We start from the raw sequence: 20,353 nt of genomic DNA, 5'->3' as shown, positions 1-20,353 counted from the left end.
CTCACCCACACTGCCCCACATACCCACAAGCCGTGCAGAAATCGCAGCCGTCCTTGTGGATCATGGTCGCATTGCCGCATTCCGGGCAGGGCTTGCCGGCCTGGGGCTGGACGCTCAGCCCGACCGCCGTCTTGGCGACCGGCGCCTGCAGCAGGCCCATCTCGACCAGGGGCTGGCCCTGCTCGTCGAGCACACCCAGCATCGCGTAGCGGTGGATGATCAGCCGGGCCACATAGGCCACCGTCGAGGGCCAGATCTGCTGGCGACGCTCGCCAGAGAGCGTGGGCACCGGCGCCATGAAATGGCCCAGCGGCTCGCCGACATTCAGCAGCTTGCGCAGCTTCATGCCTATCCAGGCTGGGTCCATCACCCGCATGTCCAGCGACAGCAGCCGCGCCATGCCGTCCAGCGCCTTCGGGTAGTTGCCCGAGAAGCCCATCGCGCAGGGCCGGGTGATGTGACCGCCCTCGGGGGTCGGCAGGCTGACCTCCTTGAGCGTCAGCGTGAACTGCTCGCCGGTGGCGGGGTTGTCGACGTCGACCGCCCAGGCCAAGGTGCCCATGGTGCTGGTGCGCGGCTCCTCGCGGCTGAACATCGCATCGATCACCGGGGTCGGCCCGCCCTCCTGCAGCGCGCCGAGCTGCTCGCAGCGCCAGCGGATCACGGCTGCGGTGGCGGCCACGACGCCAGGGAACAGGCGCTTGTCGCCGCCCGGTGGCATCGGCATCTCGAAGGCGCGCTCCTCGGCCACCGTCGCCAGCGCGTCGAGCTTCAGACGCAGCCAGGCGGCGTCATTGGTGCGCAGGTCCATCGACAGGGTCTTGGCCAGCGCGGCCAGGCCGCGCGGCTGCTCGGCGCCGTTGATCCAGACCTCGAAGGGCAGGGTCTTGCCGAACAGGCCGGCATCCGGCCCCTCGGCCGGCAGTTCGCCGACGAAGAGCGCAAAGTCGCCGTGCGGGTGGCGGATCATATAGCTCCAGGCCGGGTTGCCACCGGGCAGCTCGGGCCGGCTGGGCCAGCGCAGCGAGGCCAGCACCTGCTTGGGCAGGCGCTCGACGCGCAGGCGCTGGTTGCTGCCGTCCTCGGCCACCACCGGTTTCAGCGGCTCGGGCGCGGTCACCGTGGGCTCGACGCTCAGCACCGAACCGAGGATGCTGTTGGGCCGGTAGGTGGCCAGGCCCTTGAGCCCGCTCTTCCAGGCCTGGGTGTAGAGGTCCTGGAAGTCGATATAGGGGTAGTCGGCCGGCACATTGACCGTCTTCGAGATCGAGGTGTCGATATAGGGCGCGACCGCCGCCACCATCGCCGCATGGTCGGCCGCGCTGAGCTCCAGCGCGGTGACAAAGGCCGGCGACAGCGCCGCCTCGGTGCCGAACAGATGGCGGTAGAGCCGCCAGGCATGGTCCTCGACCTGGTATTCCTTGAAGCCGCCGCCCTCGGCCTGGCCCAGGCGCTTCTTGCGCGTGTAGGCCCAGCTGAAGGCCGGCTCGATGCCGTTGCTCGCGTTGTCGGCAAAGGCCAGGCTGATGGTGCCGGTCGGCGCGATCGACAGCAGGTGCGAGTTGCGCAGGCCCTGGGCGCGGATCTTGTCCTTCAGCACCTGCGGCAGCCGCGTCGCGAAGCTGCCGCCGGACAGATAGAGATCGGCATTGAAGAGCTTGAACGGGCCCTTCTCGGCCGCCAGATCGGCCGACGCGCCATAGGCCGCGTCACGCATCAGCTCGCTGATGCGGCGCGCCTGCTCGCGCGCGGCCTCGCTGTCATAGCGCAGGTTCAGCATCACCAGTGCATCGCCGAGGCCGGTGAAGCCCAGGCCGATGCGGCGCTTGTTGGCGGCCTCCTGGGCCTGGGCCGGCAGCGGCCAGGGCGTCACGTCGAGCACGTTGTCCAGCATCCGGGTCGCCAGCGCGCAGACCTCGGCAAAGCCGGCCTCGTCGAAGGCCGCCTTGGCGCCGAAGGGCTCGCGCACGAAGCGGGTCAGGTCGATCGAGCCCAGGCAGCAGCAACCGTAGGGCGGCAGCGGCTGTTCGGCACAGGGATTGGTCGCCGCGATCGACTCGCAGTAGTGCAGATTGTTGTCGGCGTTGATGCGGTCCAGGAACAGCACGCCGGGCTCGGCGTGGTCGTAGGTCGAGCGCATCACCTGGTCCCACAGCTCGGCGGCGGCCAGCTTGCGATAGACCCACAGGCCGTCGTCGCGCTGGTAGGCGCCCTCCTCCTTTTGCGCCGGGCCGGGCTCGGCTCTATGCACCAGCTCCACCAGGCCGCGCGCCAGCACCGCCTCCATGAAGGCATCGGTGACGCCGATCGAGATATTGAAGTTCTTCAGGTCGCCCTGGTCCTTGGCGCGGATGAAGTCGACGATGTCCGGATGGTCACAGCGCAGCACACCCATCTGCGCGCCGCGCCGGCTGCCGGCGCTCTCGACCGTCTCGCAGCTGCGGTCAAACACCCGCATATAGCTGACCGGGCCCGAGGCGTGGCTTTGCGTCGAGCCGACCCAGGCGCCCTTGGGGCGGATGCGCGAGAAGTCATAGCCGACCCCGCCGCCACGGCGCATGGTCTCGGCGGCCTCGGTCAGCGCGGTGTAGATGCCGGGATGACCATCCTCCACCGAGGCGATCGAGTCGCCAACCGGCTGCACAAAACAGTTGATCAGCGTGGCCGAGAGCTCGGTGCCGGCGGCCGAGAGGATGCGGCCGGCCGGAATGAAACCGCGCTTCTGGGCCTCGAAAAAGCGCGCCGTCCAGGCCCCCCGCTGGGCCGGATCCTCGGCCTCGGCCAGCGCACGGGCGACCCGCTGGCGCAGCTCGTCCAGCGTGCGCTCCTCGCCCTTGGCATATTTCTCCTGCAGCACCTCGGCGCTGATGTCCTGGGCCGGCAGCGAGGCCACCGGCGCCAGCGGCGTCGGGGCGAGAAAGATGTCGGATTGGGTGGGACTGTGCTGGGCCATGCTGATCTCCGGAACCTCGGGCCATCTTAGCGAAGTGAGATGGCGCTCCTCTTGATCCAGACGAAGCCGGGGCCGGGGACAGGAAATATTTGAAACAAAGCCCCTGGTGCTGGAAATCCGGCTGATACCGGCCCCGCCGACAGTCCTGCCATCCACTCCCGGGAGCACCGCCATGCCGCAAGCCCTCAGCAATCCCATCTGGCCCGCCTGTGAACGCCTGCTGGCAGGCCAGATCACCGCCCGCATCGAAAAGCATGCCGCGCTGCAGCGCGCCGAGGAGCGCACCCGCGAGCGGCTCAAGAGCCTGAGCTTCGTCGACACCCGCCCGGCCCTGACCCGCAGCGAGGCCTTTGCCGAAGACCTGCTGGAGCTGACGGCGCCGATCCAGGAATCGGGCGTCGGGCGGGCGCTGATGCGGGGTTTGGCCGGTGTTGCGCTGGGCCGCCGGCTGGCATGATCGCCCGGTCGCCACGTCCTCTGCCCCGCCCATGAGCCCTCCGACCTCCTTGCTGCTGGTTGATGACGAAGCCGAGCTGCGCGAGCTGCTGGCCGAATATTTCACGCGCCAGGGTTTTGCGGTGCGCTGCGCCGCCGACGCGGCCGAGGCCCGCCGCCTGCTGGCCGAGGGCCGGCCCGAGCTGGCCCTGCTGGACCTGAACATGCCCGGCGAGAACGGCCTGTCGCTGGCACGCTGGCTGCGCGAGGCCCACCCGCAGGTGGCCATCCTGATGCTGACCACGGCCAGCGACGCGGTGGACCGCGTGGTCGGCCTGGAGCTGGGCGCCGACGACTATGTGGCCAAGCCCTTCGATCTGCGCGAGCTGCTGGCGCGGGTGCGCGCGGTGCTGCGCCGCACCCAGGCCGCGGCCACTCCGGCAACTCCGGCCACGGCGCCCGCCAGCAGCGGCCGCCGCGTCGCCTTCGGCGCCTGCGCGCTGGACCTGGACGAGCGCAAGCTCTGGGATGCGCAGGGCCAGGAGGTCACGATCACCGCCGCCGAATTCGATCTGCTGGCGCTGTTCGCGCGCCACCCGAACCGGCCGCTGAACCGCGACCAGATCATGGAACAGGCCCACAACCGCGGCTGGGATGTGTTCGACCGCTCCATCGATCTGCGCATCATGCGGCTGCGCCGCAAGGTCGAGCGCAACCCCGACAAGCCCGAAGTCCTGAAAACCGTCCGTAACGTCGGCTACGTCTTCGTCAGCACTTGATGCCCGCGGCGCAAGACCCGGCCCTGCAGCAGCTGGCGGCCACGCGCCGCCTGATGGCCTGGTTCGTCGCGCCGATGGCGCTGCTGCTCGTGGTGCTCAGCGCGCTGCAATACCAGCAGCGCATGGCCGAGGCCGAGGCCGCGCTGGAGCGCGCCGCGCAGCAGCGTGCGCAGGACCTGCAGCTGCTGGCGCGCCCGGCGATGGACCATGTGCAGGACCTGCGCCGGCTGATGGAGGCCGTCTGGGAACAACCACCCGACCCCGGGCCGGCACTGGCCCAGGCGCTGCAGCCGCAGCAGCGGGCCGGCCAGCCCGACGGCGTCGCGATCACCGGCCACGGCGCCGGCCTGCAATGGGGTCAGGTCTGGTGGTCGGCGCCCGACGGCCGGCCCATCGAGCCGCTGTGGCTGCGCCGCGCTGCCGCTTTCGTGAGCCAGGCCCGCATCGCCCACGCCCGCGCCCCGGGTTTCGAGGCCACCTGGTTTGCCGGCATCGATGTCAACACCTCCTTCGGCTACCCCTGGATCTCGACCGACAGCATTCTGCAAAGCCTGGGATTGAGCAGCATGCGCGAGCTGGCCAGCTTGCGCGCGCTGGCGGCGCAGCGCACCCGCGCGCGGCTGGCGCGCCAGCCGGCCGATTCACACTGGGGCCCGCCCTATGCCAGCCAGCTGGCCGGCCATCTGGTGGTCTCGCACACCGCGCCGGTGCATGCCGGCGGCGAACTGGTCGGCGAGGTCTCGCTGGACTTCCGGCTCGACGCGCTGCAGGCCGGCGTGCGGCAATGGGCCCAGCCGCAGGAGCGCGCCTGGATCGTCGACAGGGCCGGCCATGTGCTGGCCGATTCGCAGCAGCCCCTGCTCGGGCCTAGCGGCCCGGGCCAGGGCGACCAGCATGTCAAGACCGCCTGGGCCGAGCGTGCACCGGCCGGGCTGGGCGAGGCCCAGCTGCAGGCCGCGCTGGCGGCGGCCGGCGGGCGCGTGCGGGCCGGCGACTGGGCGCTGGTGGCGGCCGGCCGGCCGGACTCGCCCTGGCTCTATGTCTCGGCCACGCCGCTGGCCGAGCTGCGCCAGCGCATCCTGCCCAGCCTGCTGCCCCATGCCGCGCTGGCGCTGGCCCTGCTGGCCAGCCTGCTGATCGGCCAGTGGCTGCTGGCACGCCACTTTGTGCGCCGCCAGCATGAGCTGATGCGCCGCGAGCGCGGCAGCGAGGCCCGCAAGTCCGCCATCCTCGACCATGCGCTGGAGGCCATGGTGTCGACCGACGAGCGGGGCCGCATCCTCGAGTTCAACCCGGCCGCCGAGGCCATGTTCGGCCGCAGCCTGGCCGAGGTGCGCGGCGCCGATGTGGCCGACATCATCATCCCCGAGCGCCATCGCGAGCGCCACCGCACCGGCATGGCGCGGCTGCGCGCCGGCGGCAGCCCGGCCCTGCTGGGCCGGCGCCTGGACATGCAGGCGCTGCGCCGCGACGGCAGCGAGTTCGCGGTCGAGATGGTGCTGTGGCGCAGCGAGCTGGAGGGCCAGGAGCACTACACCGCCTCGCTGGTCGATGTGTCGGAGCGGCTGCAGGCGCGCCAGGAGATCGAACGCCAGCGCGAGTCGCTGCGCCAGACCGAGAAGCTCGGCGCGATGGGCAGCCTGCTGGCCGGCGTCGCCCACGAGCTGAACAACCCGCTGGCCATCGTGATGGGCCGCGCCAATCTGCTGGAGGACAAGCTGGCCGGCAGCCCGCTGCAGGACGATGCCCAGCGCATCCGCGAGGCCGCCGAGCGCTGCGGCCGCATCGTGCGCACCTTTCTGAACATGGCGCGCGCCAAGCCGGCGCGGCGCGCGCCGGTGGCGCTCAACGACATCGTCCACGCCGCCGCCGACATGCTGGGCTACACCTTGCGCAGCCATGGCATCGCGCTGGAGCTGCGGCTCGACCCGCAGCTGCCCCAGCTGATGGGCGACGCCGACCAGCTGGGGCAGGCCTTGCTGAACCTGCTGATCAATGCGCAGCATGCGCTGGCCGACCGGGACGAGGCGCGCCGCATCACGGTCAGCACCGGCGTCGAGGCACGCCGCGAGGGCCGCGAGCCGCGCATCTGGCTGCGTGTGCAGGACAACGGCCCTGGCGTGCCGCCGCAGGTGCGCGAACGCCTGTTCCAGCCCTTCTTCACGACCAAGGCCGAGGGCCTGGGCACCGGCCTGGGGCTGTCGGTCTCGCGCTCGCTGCTGCGCGAGCATGGCGGCGACCTGCTGCTGGAGCACAACGGCCAGCCGGGCGCCAGCTTCCGCCTGAGCCTGCCGATCAGCGGCGCACCCGAGCCGGACGGCGAGACGGCCGAGGCGCCGGCCGGCGCGGACGGCCAGGCCCTGCGCCTGCTGGTGGTCGACGACGAGCCCGAGCTGGCCGCGCTGATGCGCGAAACCCTGGAGGGCGCCGGCTACGAGGTCGCCACCGCCGAGGACGGCGCGGTCGCGCTGGCCCTGCTGATGGAGGCGCGCTTCGACGCCATCGTCAGCGATCTGCGCATGCCCGAGGTCGACGGCGCCGAGCTGTGGCGCGCGGTCCAGGCCCTGCAGCCCGCGCTGGCGGCACGCATGCTCTTCGTCACCGGCGACATCCTCTCGCCGGCCGCCGCCGAGTTCCTGAAGGAATGCGGCTGCCCCGCCCTGGAGAAGCCCTTCCAGCCCGATGACCTGCTGGCCGCCGTGCGCCGCCTGGAGCCACTGCCATGACCCCGCCCACCGATCTGCATGCCAGCAGCGCCGCACGGCTGGTGCAGCGCTACCACCGCCTGCTGTGGCTGGTCAGCCTGCCGCTGCTGCTGCTGGTGCTGCTGCTGGGCCTCGGCCAGGGCCTAGCCGCCCACCGCAATGCGGTCGGCGAGCTGGAGCGCGGCGCGGCGCGCCAGCGCGCGGCGCTGCAGGCGCTGGCGCGCGCCGCCGAGGACCATGTGCAGGACCTGCGGCGCTTCGCCGAGCGCGAGCTGATCACGCCGGCGCGCGCGCCCGACGCGCTGCTGGCCGAGGCGCTGCGCGCGCGCGACGGCGGCTACACCCTGGACGAACTGCCGCAGCTGCTGCAGCCGGGCCTGGCCCAGCTGCTGTGGCCCGGCGCCGAGCGACCCGATATGGCGGCGCTGTGGCGGCTGCAGGCCTTTGCGGCGCTGGCCGAAGCCGCCCACAACCGCCATGCCGACCTGGCCCGCTCCTACTGGCTGGCCTGGCCACAGCGCCATGCCCTGCTCTACCCCTGGCTGCCCAGCGGCAATGTGCTGCTGGGCCTGGGCCGGCCCGAGCTGGGCGACGCGCTGGACGCCTGGTATGCGCAGGCCGAGTTCGGCGCCGCCACGCCGGATCGCAACAACGCGCAGCGCAGCTTCTGGCTGAGCCGCGCGGCCGAGGGCCGGCTGGTGCATGGCGCGCCGGTCTATGCCGGCGAGGAATTCCGCGGCCTGGTGGCCACCGAGCTGCGCCTGAGCGATCTGAGCCGTGCCGCCAAGCTGATGGACGGCGGCTGGCGCTGGTGGCTGCTGGGCGAGGACGGCCGGCCGATTCTGCAAGACCGGCCCGGCGCGCTGCTCCACGGTCCCGAGGTGCTGGAGCGGGCCCTGGGGCTGGAGGGCGGCGCACTGGCCGACCAGGGCCAGCGCCTGCTGGCGCTGCCGCTGCGCAGCGCGCCCTGGACCCTGGTGGCCACGCAGTCGGAGGCCGCCCTGCTGACCCGCATCGCGCCCGAGCTGCTGCCCTTCGGCCTGATCGCCTGCGGCCTGCTGGCCCTGATCCTGCTGGGCCAGTGGCTGCTGCGCCGGCGCGTGATCGAGCCGGCGCTGGCGGTGATGCGCTATCTGTTCGAGCGCTCGCGCGACGCGACCGCGCCCGCGCCGCGGCTGAACGCGCGCTGGCAGCCCTGGGTCGACGTGGTCAGCGCCACCTTCGCCGCGCAGCAGGAGGCGCGCGAGCGCGAGCGCCGCAGCGAGGCCTACAAGTCCGCCATCGTCGACCATGCGCTAGCCGCCATCATCAGCACCGACGAGAGCGGCCGGGTGGTCGAGTGGAACCCGGCGGCGGCCGCGATGTTCGGCCACCCGCGCAGCGCGGTGCTGGGCCGCTCGGTCGGCGAGCTGATCATTCCCGAACGCCTGCGCGCGGCACACGAGGCCGGCATGGCCCGGGTGCGTGGCAGCGGCGCGATGCAGCTGGCCGGCAAGCGCCTGGAGATGAGCGGGCGGCGCGCCGACGGCAGCGAGTTCCCGATCGAGATGGTGCTGGCCCGCACCGATGTGGCCGGCAGCCACCACTACACCGCCTTCATCAACGATGTCAGCGAGCGCCAGCAGGCCCAGCAGGAGATCGAGCGCCAGCGCGAGGCGCTGCGCCAGAGCGAGAAGCTGACCGCGATGGGCAGCCTGCTGGCCGGCGTCGCCCATGAGCTGAACAACCCGCTGTCCATCGTGCTGGGCCGGGCCGCGCTGCTCGAAGGCAAGGCCGCCGGCGGCGCCTTGGGCGACGACGCGCGCCGCATCCGCGAGGCCGCCGAGCGCTGCGGCCGCATCGTGCGAACTTTTTTGAACATGGCGCGCGCCAAGCCCGAGACCCGCGCCGCCGTGCCGCTCAACGAGCTGGTGCGCGCCGCCGTCGAGCTGCTCGGCTACAGCCTGCGCTCCGGCGGCATCACGCTGGAGCTGGCGCTGGCCGCCGACCTGCCCGAGCTGCCGGCCGACCCCGACCGGCTGGGCCAGCTGGTGATGAATCTGATCGTCAATGCCCAGCAGGCGCTGAGCAGCCAGGACGGCGAGCGCCGCATCCGCATCGCCAGCGGCCTGGCTGAGGACGGCCAGCGCGTCTGGCTGCGCGTGGCCGACAACGGCCCCGGCATCGCGCCGGGCCTGCGCGAGCGCATCTTCACACCCTTCTTCACGACCAAGGGCGCCGGCGAGCTGCAGGGCACCGGCCTCGGGCTGGCGGTGGCGCGCGGCGTCGCGCGCGAGCATGGCGGCGAGCTGCTGCTGGAGGACACGGCCGATGGCGCCAGCTTTCTGCTGCGCCTGCCGCTGGCCGGCGGCACCCAGCCGGCCGCGGCCGCGCCGGCGCCGATCGCCGACGCGCCCCAGCAGCTGCGCATCCTGGTGGTGGACGACGAGACCGAGCTGGCCGCGCTGATGCGCGAGGCGCTGGAGGGCGCCGGCTACGAGGTGATGACGGCCGAGTCCGGTCTGGTGGCGCTGGAGCTGCTGGAGGAAGCGCGCTTCGAGGCCATCGTCAGCGATCTGCGCATGCCCGGCATGGACGGCGCGGCGCTGTGGCGCGCGGTGCGCGAGCGCCAGCCGCAGCTGGCCACCCGCATGCTCTTCGTCACCGGCGACACCCTGAGCCCGGGCGCGGCCGAGTTCCTGCGCGAGGCCGGCTGCGCGGTGCTGGAAAAACCGTTCGCGCCGGCCGAGATGGTGGCGCGGGTGGCGGCGCTGACCAGCGCCACGGCGCCCTAAGATGCCGGCACAAGACGCCGGCATAAGACGCTGGATCAAGGCGGCGCCAGGCCGAGGAACTCCGCCATGCGGGCCAGCTCGGCCTGCAGCGCCTGGGCATGGCCGGCCTCGCGCGGCGGCCTGCCGGCGACATAGGCGATCTGGGCCTGCAGCCGCCCGTCCAGCGCCGCCAGATTGCCCCAGCCCAGCACCTGGCCGCGCCACAGCAGCGGCAGCGCGTAATAGCCGAGCTTGCGCTTGGGCGCCGGTGTGTAGGCTTCGAAACGGTAGGCCCAGCCCCAGAAGCGCTCGAAGCGCAGCCGGTCCCAGACGATGGGGTCGAAGGGGGCCAGCAGGCGCAGCTCCTCGTCAAACTGCCAGCGCCGCGAGCGCGGATCCTCGCCCTCGGGCCAGAGCCAGGCCTGGCCGTCCAGCTCGACACTGGGCAGCCGCTCGCGGGCGCTCGCCAGGGCCTGCCTGATCTCGGCGTGCAGATGCGGGGCGCCATAGCCCAGATGGCTGCACAGCTGGCCCAGGCTGCGCGAGGGCAGCGGCGCGTACTTGGCCAGCACCAGATCGACCAGCGCCCGGGCCTTCTCGGCCGGCTCGCGCGGATCCGGCGGATGCGCCGCCGCGGCATAGACGCGCAGGCCCTGCTCGCGCCGCACCACCCGCAGCAGGCCGCGGTAATGCATGCCGTCCAGCAGCTGGGTCACCGCGTTCGAGCTGCCGCCCCAGGCGTTGCGGGTGCTGCCATGGTCGAACTCGGCCTGCACCTGGCGCGGGTGGGCCTCGCCGCAGGCGCGCACAAAGTCCAGCACCGCGCTAGCGCGGCGTTCGGTCTCCTGATCCCAGCGGCGCTCGGCCTGGCGCGGGTGCATCAGGCGCAGGTGCTCGCGCGGCAGAAAGCCGTAGTTGACCAGGCAATCCTCCTCGACCTGGAGCCGCGCATAGCGCCGCTCCAGGTCGCCGACCCGGTAGTCGCGCACCCGCAGCCGCAGGGTCAGGTCTTGCGCACGGGCCGGCGCGCGGATCGGGTCGGCCTGCACAAAGCCCAGGCGCCGGATCGCCTGCGGCAGGCTGGTCGGCTTGAACAGGCTGCGGGCCACCGCGTGGCGGCGCAGATCGTCCAGCGTGATCACTTTCCTGGCCATGGCGGGCAACTCCTGAAACTGTTTATTTGTCCAGTAGTCTAATTTGCGTAGCATCCGGGCCATGACACTGGAAACCCTAGAACTGCAAACCCCCGCCGAACCGAGCGCCAGCCTGATCGTGCTGCACGGCCTGGGCGCCGATGGCAGCGACTTCGTGCCGGTCTGCGAGGCCCTGGACCTGGGCCCGCTGCTGGCGCAGGGCGGCGGCCTGCGCTGCGTGCTGCCGAACGCGCCGGTGATGCCGGTGACCATCAACGGCGGCTACCGCATGCCGGCCTGGTACGACATCCGCGGCACCGCGCTGGACCGCCAGGAGGACGAGGCCGGTCTGCGCGCCTCGCAGCAGGCCATCGAAGCCTTGATCGCGCGCGAGATCGCGCGCGGCATCCCGGCCTCGCGCATCGTGCTGATGGGCTTCTCGCAGGGCTGCGCGATGGCCTTGATGACGGGGCTGCGCCACCCCCAGCGCCTGGCCGGCATCATCGGCCTGTCCGGCTATCTGCCGCTGCTGCCCAGCACGGCGGCCGAGCGCCACCCGGCCAATGCCGATCTGCCGATCTTCCTGGCCCACGGCCTGCAGGACCCGGTCGTGCCGCTGGAGCGCGCCCACGCGGCCCGCGCCGAGCTGGAGCGCCTGGGCTACGCGCCCGAGTGGCACGACTATCCGATGGAGCACTCGCTGTGCAACGAGGAGGTCGCGGACCTGAACGCCTGGCTGCTGCGGGTGCTGCTCGCCTGATCAGGCCTGCTTCTGCGCCGCTTCCGCCAGCAGCGCTTCGCAGCGCTCCTCATGCTGGCTGATCTCGGCCAAGGTGACCTCGATATCGTCGAGCTGCTGCTCCAGCTGGCGACGGTGCTGGCGCAGCACTTCGAGAAAGGCGGTCAGCTGCGGCGCAGCGTCGGACTCGGAGTCATACATGTCCACCAGCTGCTTGACCTCCTGCAGGCTCAGGCCCAGACGCTTGCCGCGCAGGGTCAGCTTCAGGCGGGTGCGGTCGCGGTGGGTGTAGACGCGGTTGCGCCCGTCGCGGCTGGGTTCGAGCAGGCCCATGTCCTCGTAGAAACGGATCGCGCGCGGCGTGATGTCGAACTCGGCGGCCAGCTCGGTGATGGTGAACAGGCGGCCGGAGCTCTCGGCGGAGGGGGTCGAGCGGGAGGCTGGGCTCATGGCTACACTGGCGCTGAAGGATGACGTTAACGTAAACGGAAGTCTAAGGCACGAGCACACCATGGCGAACCGACGCGAATCCGAACTTTCCTACCCCCTGGGCGACGCCCTGCCCGAGCCCGGCGCGGTGCTGGAGATCGCGCCCGGCGTGCGCTGGCTGCGCATGGGCCTGCCGTTCGCGCTGGACCATATCAATCTCTGGCTGTTGCGCGACGAGATCGACGGTCAGGCCGGCTGGAGCATCATCGACTGCGGCATCAGCAGCGACGCTACCAAGGCAAACTGGGAACAGGTGTTTGCCAAGCATCTGGACGGCCTGCCGGTGCTGCGGGTGATCGTCACGCACTTCCATCCCGACCATATGGGCCTGGCCTATTGGCTGACCGAGACATGGCAATGCCGGCTGTGGATCAGCGCCACCGACTTCCATCTGGCCCGCCTGGCCAGCGGCTCGACGGTGGGCATGGGCGGCGAGGCGGCCGCCGCCTTCTTCGCCAGCCACGGCCTGAGCGACCCGGAGGCCCTGGCCAAGATCCGCGGCCGCGCCAGCTACTACCCCAGCATGGTGCCGGCCGTGCCGAGCAGCTTCCGCCGCCTGATGGGCGGCGCACGGCTGCGCATCGGCGGCCATGACTGGAGCTGCATCGCCGGCTTCGGCCATGCGCCCGAGCACATCAGCCTGCACTGCGAGACGCTGGGCTTGCTGATCTCCGGCGATATGGTGCTACCGCGCATCTCGACCAATGTCTCGGTGGTCGATGTCGAGCCCGAGGCCGACCCGCTGAGCCTCTACCTGGCCTCGCTGCAGCACATGCTGGACCTGCCCGGCGACACCCTGGTGCTGCCCTCGCATGGCAAGCCCTTCCGCGGCCTGCATGCGCGGGTCGACCAGCTGCGCGAACACCATGACGAACGCCTGGCCGAGGTGGCCGAGGCCTGCGCGGCCAAGCCCTGCCATGCGGCCGAGCTGCTCGATGTGCTGTTCAAGCGCAAGCTGGACCTGCACCAGACCACCTTCGCGATGGGCGAGTCGGTCGCGCATCTGAACGCGCTGTGGCTGGCCGGCCTGCTGCTGCGGCGACTCGATGATGATGGGGTGTACCGCTTCTCGGCGGTGTGAGGCCTGGGGAGAGTCAGTGGCCGCCGCCGACCGCGTGAGCGGGCGGCGGCGGTCTGATCTTTGACGACGCATCCACTTTTCGGTGCAGCTGCCAGGGTCTACCCAGGAAACCTGGGGGCCGTGGTGCCACCGGGAGAACGGCAAAGACTGACGCCGGACTCAGATGCTTCGTGATGACAGCTTGTGGGTCGCAGTGTGCTTGCCGTCACGCCCGGTAACAAGCCCCCCTAAAGAGGGAGAGGCCGCTAGCTGTCCAGCTGAGGCACGGCCTCGTCGCGCAGCCGCTCGCGGGCCTGCTCGTAGTCGGGCACGACCGAGCGCACCACCTCCCAGAAGCGCGCGCTGTGGTTCATCTCGCGCAGATGGGCCAGCTCGTGGGCGACCACATAGTCGATGATGGCCGGCGCGAAATGGATCAGCCGCCAGTTCAGGCGGATCGCGCCGCTGGCGCTGGCGCTGCCCCAGCGGGTCTGGGCCGAGCTCAGCGAGAGCCGGATATAGCGCACGCCCAGCGCGGTCGCGAAGTGGGCGCAGCGTCGCTCGAACAGTGCCCGCGCCTGGCGCTGCAGCCAGGCCTGGACCGCGTCGCGCATCTGCTCGGGCGTCGCGCTCAGCGGCAGGCCCAGATGCAAGACCCGACCCTCGGCGTCGTAGTGCGCCAGGCCGCCCAGCCGCAGCCGCAGCGGCGCGCCCAGATAGGGCAGGCTGGCGCCATCGGCCCAGACCACGCGCGCCGCCTGCAGCCTCTGGGTGCGTTCGCGCTGCTCGACCAGCTTGCGCAGGATCCAGCCCTGCTTGTCGCGCAGCGCCTGCTCGATGTCGGCCACGCTGACCCAGCGCGGTGCGCTGACCTTCAGCCCCTCGGCGCTGACGGTGAAACCAATGCTGCGCCGGCGTGCGCGCCTGAGTTCGTAGCCAACGCTGTGGCCGTCCAGCAGCAAGGCCCGTTGCGAGCGCGCCTGGGGCAGCGTGGCGGCAGGCGCCGCGATGACGGGCGGCGGCGACGACTCGGCCTCGAACAGCGAGAGCTGATCCACATGAAGCAGGCTGGCCAGACGCTTCAGCATCGACATCGCGCTCAGTCGCTCAAGCCAGCGCTCCGGGGCTGGTGTCGGGCGTCATCTGCTCGCCGCGCGCATCCGCCTTGGCGCGACGATCGCGCTGGATCAGGTATTCGGCGAACGCCCCCAGATTCGCATGCACCGTGGTGCCGGGCACCTGGGCCACCAGGGCCGCCAGCTGCGCCTCGTCGAGCGCGCCGAGCCGGTCGCTGCGCAGCAGATGCGGGATGCAACCGGCCGCCTGCGCGGTCTGCAGATCGCGCAGCGAGGCGCCCACCATATGGACCAGGGACAGATCGGCGCCGAAGCGCTCGCCGATCTGCTGGATCAGGCCCGGCAGCGGCTTGCGGCAGGCACAGCCTTCCTCGGGCGTGTGCGGGCAGAAGAAGGCCGCGTCGAGCCGCCCGCCCTTCTCGGCCAGCAGCTGGTTGAGCCGCATATGGATGGTGTTGAGCGAGGCCATGTCCAGCAGACCGCGGCCGATGCCGGGCTGGTTGGTGGCCATCACCGTGTGCCAGCCGGCGTGATTGAGCCGGGCCACGGCCTCCAGCGCGCCGGGCAGGGGCTGCAGCTCGTCGACCGACTTCACATGGTCGTCGCGGTAATGGTTGATGGTCCCGTCTCGCCCCAGGATGACGAGCTTCATGCTGTGGCTGTGGTCGGGTCGCATCGGCATACCTCGTGTGCTCGTATCAGCTGGCCAGTCGGGACAGGTCGGCGACCCGGTTCATCGCTTCATGCAAGGTCTTCAGCAGGCCCAGGCGATTGGCACGCAGCGCCGGGTCTTCGGCATTGACCATCACGCCGTCGAAGAAGGCATCGACCGGCGCCTTCAGCGCCGCCAGCTCGCGCAGCGAGGCGGCGTACTCGCCCTGCTGGAACAGCGCATCGGCCTTGGGCGCGACGCCGTCCAGCGCGGCCGCCAGCTGCTGTTCGGCGGCCTCCTGCAGCAGCGCCGCATCAATCCTGGCGTCGACCGCCGTCTCGCTCTTCTTCAGGATATTGCCGATGCGCTTGTTGGCGGCGGCCAGCGAGGCGGCCTCGGGCAGCGCCGCGAAGGCGCGGACGGCTTCGAGGCGCTTCGTCACCTCGGCCAGACGCAGCGGGCGCAGGGCCAGCACGGCATCGACTTCCTGGGCCGTGTAGACATCGCGCCAGCTCACCGCGACACGATCAAAGACGAAGTCGACGAGCTTGGCACTGGGATCCTCGATCAAGCGACCGAAGGCCGGCACGGCGGCAGCGATGACCTCGTCCAGACGGAGTTGTCGCGTCAGCGGCGACTCCGACAGCATGCGCACCACGCCCAGCGCATGACGGCGCAGCGCGAACGGATCCTTGTCGCCGGTGGGCAGCTGGCCGATGCCGAACAGGCCGACCAGGGTCTCCAGCTTGTCGGCCAGCGCGACGACCAGGCCGGCCTCGTTGCGCGGCAGCGTGTCGCCGGCGAAACGCGGCTTGTAATGGTCTTCGACGGCGAAGGCTACGGCCTCGCTGAGGCCGTCATGGCGGGCGTAGTAGCCGCCCATGATGCCTTGCAGCTCGGGGAATTCACCGACCATATCGGTCAGCAGATCGGCCTTGGCCAGCAGCGCGGCCTGGTCGGCATCGGCCGCCAGCGCGGCGCCACCCAGCATGCCGGCAATCGCCTTGGCGATCGCGCGCACGCGCTCGACGCGCTCACCCTGCGTGCCCAGCTTGCCGTGATAGACCACCTTGGCAAGACCTGGCACCCGCTCGGCCAGGCTCTTCTTGCGGTCCTGGTCGAAGAAGAACTTGGCATCGGCCAGGCGCGGGCGCACGACACGCTCATTGCCCTGAACCACCGCGCTGGCGTCGGCCGGGCTGATGGCACTGACGACGAGGAAATGGTTCGTCAGCTTGCCGGCGGCGTCGAGCAGCGGGAAGTATTTCTGATTGGCCTTCATGGTCAGGATCAGGCACTCCTGCGGCACGGCCAGGAACTCGGGCTCGAACTGGCAGGCCAGCACATTGGGCCGCTCGACCAGGGCCGTGACCTCGTCCAGCAGGTCTTCGTCGTCGATCGGCGTCAGGCCACCGGCGGCGGCCTGCAGCTGGCGCGCGATCTCGGCGCGGCGCTCGGCAAAGCCGGCGATCACGGCGCCCTGCTCGCGCATCTGCGCGGCATAGCTGTCGGCGCTTTCAATCGTCAACTCGGGCGTGCTGGCCTCGAAACGATGGCCGCGTGTCGTGCGGCCCGATTGCAGGCCGAGGGCCGAGACAGCCACCAGATCGGCGCCATGCAGGGCGACGATGCCATGGGCCGGGCGCACGAACTTCACATCGGTCCAGCCATCTTTCAGCTGGTAGGTCATGGTCTTGGGGATGGGCAGCTTGGCCAGGCTTTCATCCAGGGCCTTCTGCAGGCCCTCGGCCAGGGTGGCGCCGGGCACCAGCTGGTCCAGGAACAGGGCTTCGGCCTTGCCATCGGGCAAGCGCTTGAGCTGGGGCAGCACCGAGGCGTCGGCGCCGACGCTGGCCAGCTTCTTCAACAGGGCCGGCGTGGCCTGACCCTCGGCCGTCAGCGCCACCGCCACCGGCATCAGCTTTTGCTGCACGGCGCGGTCGGCGGCCTTGGGCGCCACATTCGTCAGGTGCAGGCCGAGGCGGCGCGGCGTGGCGATGGCGCTCGCTTGCGCGCCCTCGCCCATCAGGCCCTGGGTCTTGAGGCTGTCCACCAGCACAGCGGCGAAGGCCTCGCCCAGCTTCTTCAGCGCCTTGGGCGGCAGCTCTTCGACAAACAGTTCGATCAGCAGATTCTTCACAGCAGTCGTCATGGCTCAGGCCGCCTTCTTCTTTTCAATCTGGGCGATGACTTGATCGGCCCATTCCTTCGGTGCCATGGGGAAGCCCAGGCGGGCGCGGCTCTCCAGATAGCTCTGCGCGACGGCGCGGGCCAGATTGCGGATGCGGCCGATATAGGCGGCACGCTCGGTGACGCTGATGGCGCCGCGCGCGTCCAGCAGATTGAAGCTGTGGCCGGCCTTGAGCAGCTGCTCGTAGGCGGGCAGCGCCAGCTGCTGCTCCATCAGATGCTTGGACTGCTTCTCGTGCGCGGCGAAGGCGGTCAGCAGGAACTCGACGTCACTGTGCTCGAAGTTGTAGGTCGATTGCTCGACCTCGTTCTGGTGGAAGACATCGCCGTACTTGATGTCCGGCGCGCCGTCCTTGCCTTCGACATAGACCAGGTCATAGACCGACTCCACGCCCTGCAGATACATGGCCAGGCGCTCCAGGCCGTAGGTGATCTCGCCGGTGATGGGCTTGCAGTCGATGCCGCCGACCTGCTGGAAGTAGGTGAACTGGGTCACTTCCATGCCGTTGAGCCAGACCTCCCAGCCCAGGCCCCAGCAGCCCAGCGTCGGGTTTTCCCAATCGTCCTCGACGAACCGCACATCATTCTTCTTCAGATCGAAGCCCAGTGCCTCCAGCGAGCCCAGATAGAGCTCCAGGATATTGGCCGGCGCGGGCTTGAGCACGACCTGGTACTGGTAGTAGTGCTGCAGGCGGTTCGGGTTCTCGCCATAGCGGCCGTCCTTGGGGCGGCGGCTGGGCTGCACATAGGCGGCCTTCCAGGGCTCGGGACCGAGGGCGCGCAAAAAGGTGGCGGTGTGGCTGGTGCCCGCACCCACCTCCATGTCATAGGGTTGCAGCAGGGCGCAGCCCTGCTTGGACCAGTAGTCTTGCAGGGTCAGGATGATTTGCTGGAAGCTCAGCATGGAGATGTCGGTGTCTGAAGTGAGGGAGGGGCAAACAAGCGATCGCCCCGGATTCTACGAGGCGCGGCGGCGCAGCCAGGCCAGCCCCAGGCCGGCGAAGGCCAGAAAAACCAGGGGCCAGAGCCCGCAGGCAGCCAGCCAGCGGGCATAAGGCGTGCTGCCGCTGCGGCCCTCGACCGAAGCCTCCAGCACCACGCTGCGCGCCGGCGGCGCGGCGGCGATGATGCGACCGCGATGGTCCAGCACGGCGGTGGCGCCGGTATTGGTCGAGCGGATGAAGGGGCGCTGGAACTCCAGCGCGCGCATCTGCGAGAATTGCAGATGCTGGTCCTGCACCATCAGGGTGCCGAACCAGGCCAGATTGCTGACATTGACCAGCACGGTGGCCGCCTCGGGGCCGACGACGCTGCCGACAAAGTCTTCGCCGAACAGGTCTTCGTAGCAGATCAGCGGGCGCAGGCGCTGGCCGGCCACCGCGAAGGCCCGCTGGTGCTGGCCGCGCGCCTGGTCGTCCATCGGGATGCCCATCGCACGCACAAACCAGTGAAAGCCCGGCGGGATGAACTCGCCGAAGGGCAGCAGATGGCGCTTGCCGTAGCTGTAGTTCGCATGCACGCCGATCGCGATCAGCGAGTTGACATAGCCCTCCCGCTCATCGCCCAGAAAAGTGCCCAGCAGCAGCGGCCGGCGCATCGCGCTGCGCTGCAGGCGCTGCAGATAGTCGGGGTCCAGATAGGCCAGCGGCAGCGGCACGACCGACTCCGGCGTCACGACGATCTGGCCTTGCGAGGCCTCGATCTGCTGCGCCAGGCGGTCCAGATTGGCCTCCATCAGCGCGCGGTCGAACTTCTGATCCTGCGGCACATTGGGCTGCAGCAGCGAGACGCGCAGGCGGCCTGTGCTTTGGGTGAAGTCATGCGGCAAGACCTGCCCCAGGGCCAGCAGACCCAGCACCACGGCGGCCGGCTGCCAGCTGTGCCGGCCCAGCGCGGCAAACGCGGCCGCGCCGCCGGCCGCCAGCAGCGTGATGCCGTAGACGCCGATCCACGGCGCCCAGTCGGCCAGCAGGCCGACGCTGTGCGCATAGCCGCTGGCGATCCAGGGAAAGCCGGTGAACAGCGTGGCCCGGCCCAGCTCGGCCAGCAGCCAGCAAAGCGCCCAGGTCAGCGCATGCCAGCCGGGGCTGCCGCCCTTGCGCAGCCAGGCCGCCAGCGCCAGCGCGCCGGCGTAGTAGAGACTCAGAAAGGCCGCCAGCAGCAGCACCGCCAGCGCCGCCAGCAGCCAGGGAATATGGCCGAACTGGTGCATGCTGATGTGCAGCCACCACAGGCCGGAGGCCAGCCAGCTTATGCCGAAGGCCGCACCCAGCGCCGCCGCGCGGCGCGGGCTGGCGCTCCAGGACAGATGGGCCAGCCAGGCCAGCGCCAGGATCTGCAGCCACCAGGCTTCCAGCGGGGCGAACGAGGCGGTGTGCAGCACACCGGCCGCCGCAGCGGCCAGCATCGCGTAGCGGCCCCGCATCAGCCGTCCAGGCTCTCGACGGGCGCGCGCGTGACCTTGAACCAGCGCACCGAGCCGCCGCGCGTCAGCATCACGGCAAAGCGCAGACCGCCGATATCGACCGCCTCGCCGCGCCGCGGCACACGGCCGTGCTCATGGGCGACCAGGCCGCCTATGGTGTCGAACTCGGCCTCGGGCAGGGTCACGGTGAAGGCCTCGTTGACGGCCGCGATCTCGGCGTCGCCGGCGACGCGCTGGCTGCCGTCGGCCAGGGTGTAGATGCTGGACTCGCCGTCCTTGTCGTCGAACTCGTCCTCGATCTCGCCGACGATCTCCTCCAGCACATCCTCGATCGTGATCAGGCCGGCGGTGTTGCCGAACTCGTCGATCACGATGGCCAGATGGTTGCGGTTGGAGCGGAAGTCGCGCAGCAGCTCGTTGAGGCCCTTGCTCTCGGGCACGAACACGGTCGGTCGCAGCAGCGCGCGCAGATTCAGTTCGGGCGAGCGCTGCATCTTCAGCAGGTCCTTGGCCAGCAGGATGCCGATGATGTTGTCGCGCTGGCCCTCGAAAACCGGGAAGCGCGAATGCCCGCCGCGTATCACCAGGCCCAGCAGTTCGTCATAGGGCGCCTCGATGTCCAGCAGGTCCATGCGCGGCGCGGCCACCATCACATCACCGGCGCTGAGCTCGGCCATGCGCAGCACGCCTTCCAGCATCTGGCGCGATTCGGGCTCGATCAGCTCGCGCTGCTCGGCATCGGCCAGCGTCTCTATCAGTTCGCTCTTGGAGTCGGGCCCGGGATGGAGGAACTCCAGCAGGCGTATCAGCAGGCCGCGCGGCTCGGCTGCGGCAGTGGATTTGTGGCCCCCTCGATGAGAGGGCCGACTAGGCTGAGGCTCGGACACAGGTGCGTCGGGCAGTTGCAAGGCCCACAGAATAACCCATTGACATTGCACCCCTCTTGCACCACAGTCAGCCGCCC

15 protein-coding genes are annotated in these 20,353 nt (G+C 70.5%); 6 read left to right on the top strand and 9 right to left on the bottom strand.

What is annotated here, in order from left to right:
- Position 1: 1 nt before the first annotated feature.
- Positions 2-2,953, bottom strand: a complete 2,952-nt coding sequence (locus ABGI63_RS07460; protein WP_349741857.1) for an adenosylcobalamin-dependent ribonucleoside-diphosphate reductase — start codon at positions 2,951-2,953, stop codon at positions 2-4.
- Between the two features lie 172 nt (positions 2,954-3,125).
- Here ABGI63_RS07460 and ABGI63_RS07455 point away from each other — a divergent pair, with 172 nt between their 5' ends.
- Genes ABGI63_RS07455 through ABGI63_RS07440 form a run of 4 tightly spaced genes read left to right on the top strand, consistent with a single transcriptional unit; the run spans position 3,126 to position 9,646 of the window.
- Positions 3,126-3,410: a hypothetical protein gene (locus ABGI63_RS07455; protein ID WP_262970245.1), complete on the top strand. Its 285-nt coding sequence runs from the start codon at positions 3,126-3,128 to the stop codon at positions 3,408-3,410.
- Between the two features lie 31 nt (positions 3,411-3,441).
- Entirely contained in the window at positions 3,442-4,167 is a 726-nt protein-coding gene (locus ABGI63_RS07450) for a response regulator (protein WP_349741856.1), read from the top strand.
- Entirely contained in the window at positions 4,167-6,893 is a 2,727-nt protein-coding gene (locus ABGI63_RS07445) for a hybrid sensor histidine kinase/response regulator (protein WP_349741855.1), read from the top strand. The genes ABGI63_RS07450 and ABGI63_RS07445 overlap by 1 nt, the downstream gene beginning before the upstream one ends.
- Positions 6,890-9,646 carry a PAS domain S-box protein gene (locus ABGI63_RS07440; protein WP_349741854.1) on the top strand — a complete coding sequence of 919 codons (2,757 nt, stop codon included), beginning with the start codon at positions 6,890-6,892 and terminating at the stop codon, positions 9,644-9,646. Before ABGI63_RS07445 ends, ABGI63_RS07440 begins: the two co-directional genes overlap by 4 nt.
- Positions 9,647-9,681: 35 nt before the next feature.
- Here the strand turns inward: ABGI63_RS07440 and ABGI63_RS07435 are convergent, their stop codons facing one another.
- Positions 9,682-10,779, bottom strand: a complete 1,098-nt coding sequence (locus ABGI63_RS07435) for a DNA glycosylase AlkZ-like family protein (protein ID WP_349741853.1) — start codon at positions 10,777-10,779, stop codon at positions 9,682-9,684.
- 61 nt (positions 10,780-10,840) lie between these two features.
- Between ABGI63_RS07435 and ABGI63_RS07430 the strand changes: the two genes are divergently transcribed.
- A complete protein-coding gene (locus ABGI63_RS07430) occupies positions 10,841-11,518 on the top strand; it encodes an alpha/beta hydrolase (protein WP_349741852.1) in 678 nt (225 codons plus the stop codon).
- Here ABGI63_RS07430 and ABGI63_RS07425 read toward each other — a convergent pair whose 3' ends face one another.
- Positions 11,519-11,947, bottom strand: coding sequence for a MerR family transcriptional regulator (locus ABGI63_RS07425; protein ID WP_349741851.1), 429 nt, complete (start codon positions 11,945-11,947; stop codon positions 11,519-11,521).
- Between the two features lie 61 nt (positions 11,948-12,008).
- Here ABGI63_RS07425 and ABGI63_RS07420 point away from each other — a divergent pair, with 61 nt between their 5' ends.
- A complete protein-coding gene (locus tag ABGI63_RS07420) occupies positions 12,009-13,067 on the top strand; it encodes an MBL fold metallo-hydrolase (protein ID WP_349741850.1) in 1,059 nt (352 codons plus the stop codon).
- Between the two features lie 245 nt (positions 13,068-13,312).
- Here the strand turns inward: ABGI63_RS07420 and ABGI63_RS07415 are convergent, their stop codons facing one another.
- Genes ABGI63_RS07415 through ABGI63_RS07390 form a run of 6 tightly spaced genes read right to left on the bottom strand, consistent with a single transcriptional unit; the run spans position 13,313 to position 20,276 of the window.
- On the bottom strand, positions 13,313-14,140 hold the full coding sequence (locus ABGI63_RS07415) for a M48 family metallopeptidase (protein WP_349741849.1): 828 nt from the start codon (positions 14,138-14,140) through the stop codon (positions 13,313-13,315).
- Between the two features lie 13 nt (positions 14,141-14,153).
- Positions 14,154-14,774, bottom strand: coding sequence for a D-glycero-beta-D-manno-heptose 1,7-bisphosphate 7-phosphatase (gene gmhB / locus ABGI63_RS07410; RefSeq protein ID WP_349741848.1), 621 nt, complete (start codon positions 14,772-14,774; stop codon positions 14,154-14,156).
- Between the two features lie 46 nt (positions 14,775-14,820).
- Complete coding sequence (gene glyS / locus ABGI63_RS07405; protein ID WP_349741847.1) at positions 14,821-16,926, bottom strand: glycine--tRNA ligase subunit beta; 2,106 nt, start codon at positions 16,924-16,926, stop codon at positions 14,821-14,823.
- Between the two features lie 3 nt (positions 16,927-16,929).
- On the bottom strand, positions 16,930-17,868 hold the full coding sequence (gene glyQ / locus ABGI63_RS07400) for a glycine--tRNA ligase subunit alpha (RefSeq protein ID WP_269841272.1): 939 nt from the start codon (positions 17,866-17,868) through the stop codon (positions 16,930-16,932).
- Between the two features lie 54 nt (positions 17,869-17,922).
- Complete coding sequence (gene lnt / locus ABGI63_RS07395) at positions 17,923-19,389, bottom strand: apolipoprotein N-acyltransferase (protein ID WP_349741846.1); 1,467 nt, start codon at positions 19,387-19,389, stop codon at positions 17,923-17,925.
- A complete protein-coding gene (locus ABGI63_RS07390; protein WP_262970257.1) occupies positions 19,389-20,276 on the bottom strand; it encodes a CorC family transporter in 888 nt (295 codons plus the stop codon). Before ABGI63_RS07390 ends, lnt begins: the two co-directional genes overlap by 1 nt.
- Between the last annotated feature and the right edge of the window lie 77 nt (positions 20,277-20,353).

This window comes from Roseateles cavernae, assembly GCF_040187885.1.
GTDB classification, from domain to species: domain Bacteria; phylum Pseudomonadota; class Gammaproteobacteria; order Burkholderiales; family Burkholderiaceae_C; genus Roseateles_E; species Roseateles_E cavernae.
Note: the sequence above shows the minus strand (reverse complement) of the source record. Positions and strands in the feature narration are given on the sequence as shown.

Bases quoted from the DNA above. Each gene is read 5' to 3' on its own strand.
- ABGI63_RS07460 (WP_349741857.1), bottom strand. From the start codon at position 2,953: ATGGCCCAGCACAGTCCCACCCAATCCGACATCTTTCTCGCCCCGACG.
- ABGI63_RS07455 (WP_262970245.1), top strand. From the start codon at position 3,126: ATGCCGCAAGCCCTCAGCAATCCCATCTGGCCCGCCTGTGAACGCCTG.
- ABGI63_RS07450 (WP_349741856.1), top strand. From the start codon at position 3,442: ATGAGCCCTCCGACCTCCTTGCTGCTGGTTGATGACGAAGCCGAGCTG.
- ABGI63_RS07445 (WP_349741855.1), top strand. From the start codon at position 4,167: ATGCCCGCGGCGCAAGACCCGGCCCTGCAGCAGCTGGCGGCCACGCGC.
- ABGI63_RS07440 (WP_349741854.1), top strand. From the start codon at position 6,890: ATGACCCCGCCCACCGATCTGCATGCCAGCAGCGCCGCACGGCTGGTG.
- ABGI63_RS07435 (WP_349741853.1), bottom strand. From the start codon at position 10,779: ATGGCCAGGAAAGTGATCACGCTGGACGATCTGCGCCGCCACGCGGTG.
- ABGI63_RS07430 (WP_349741852.1), top strand. From the start codon at position 10,841: ATGACACTGGAAACCCTAGAACTGCAAACCCCCGCCGAACCGAGCGCC.
- ABGI63_RS07425 (WP_349741851.1), bottom strand. From the start codon at position 11,947: ATGAGCCCAGCCTCCCGCTCGACCCCCTCCGCCGAGAGCTCCGGCCGC.
- ABGI63_RS07420 (WP_349741850.1), top strand. From the start codon at position 12,009: ATGGCGAACCGACGCGAATCCGAACTTTCCTACCCCCTGGGCGACGCC.
- ABGI63_RS07415 (WP_349741849.1), bottom strand. From the start codon at position 14,140: ATGTCGATGCTGAAGCGTCTGGCCAGCCTGCTTCATGTGGATCAGCTC.
- gmhB (WP_349741848.1), bottom strand. From the start codon at position 14,774: ATGAAGCTCGTCATCCTGGGGCGAGACGGGACCATCAACCATTACCGC.
- glyS (WP_349741847.1), bottom strand. From the start codon at position 16,926: ATGACGACTGCTGTGAAGAATCTGCTGATCGAACTGTTTGTCGAAGAG.
- glyQ (WP_269841272.1), bottom strand. From the start codon at position 17,868: ATGCTGAGCTTCCAGCAAATCATCCTGACCCTGCAAGACTACTGGTCC.
- lnt (WP_349741846.1), bottom strand. From the start codon at position 19,389: ATGCGGGGCCGCTACGCGATGCTGGCCGCTGCGGCGGCCGGTGTGCTG.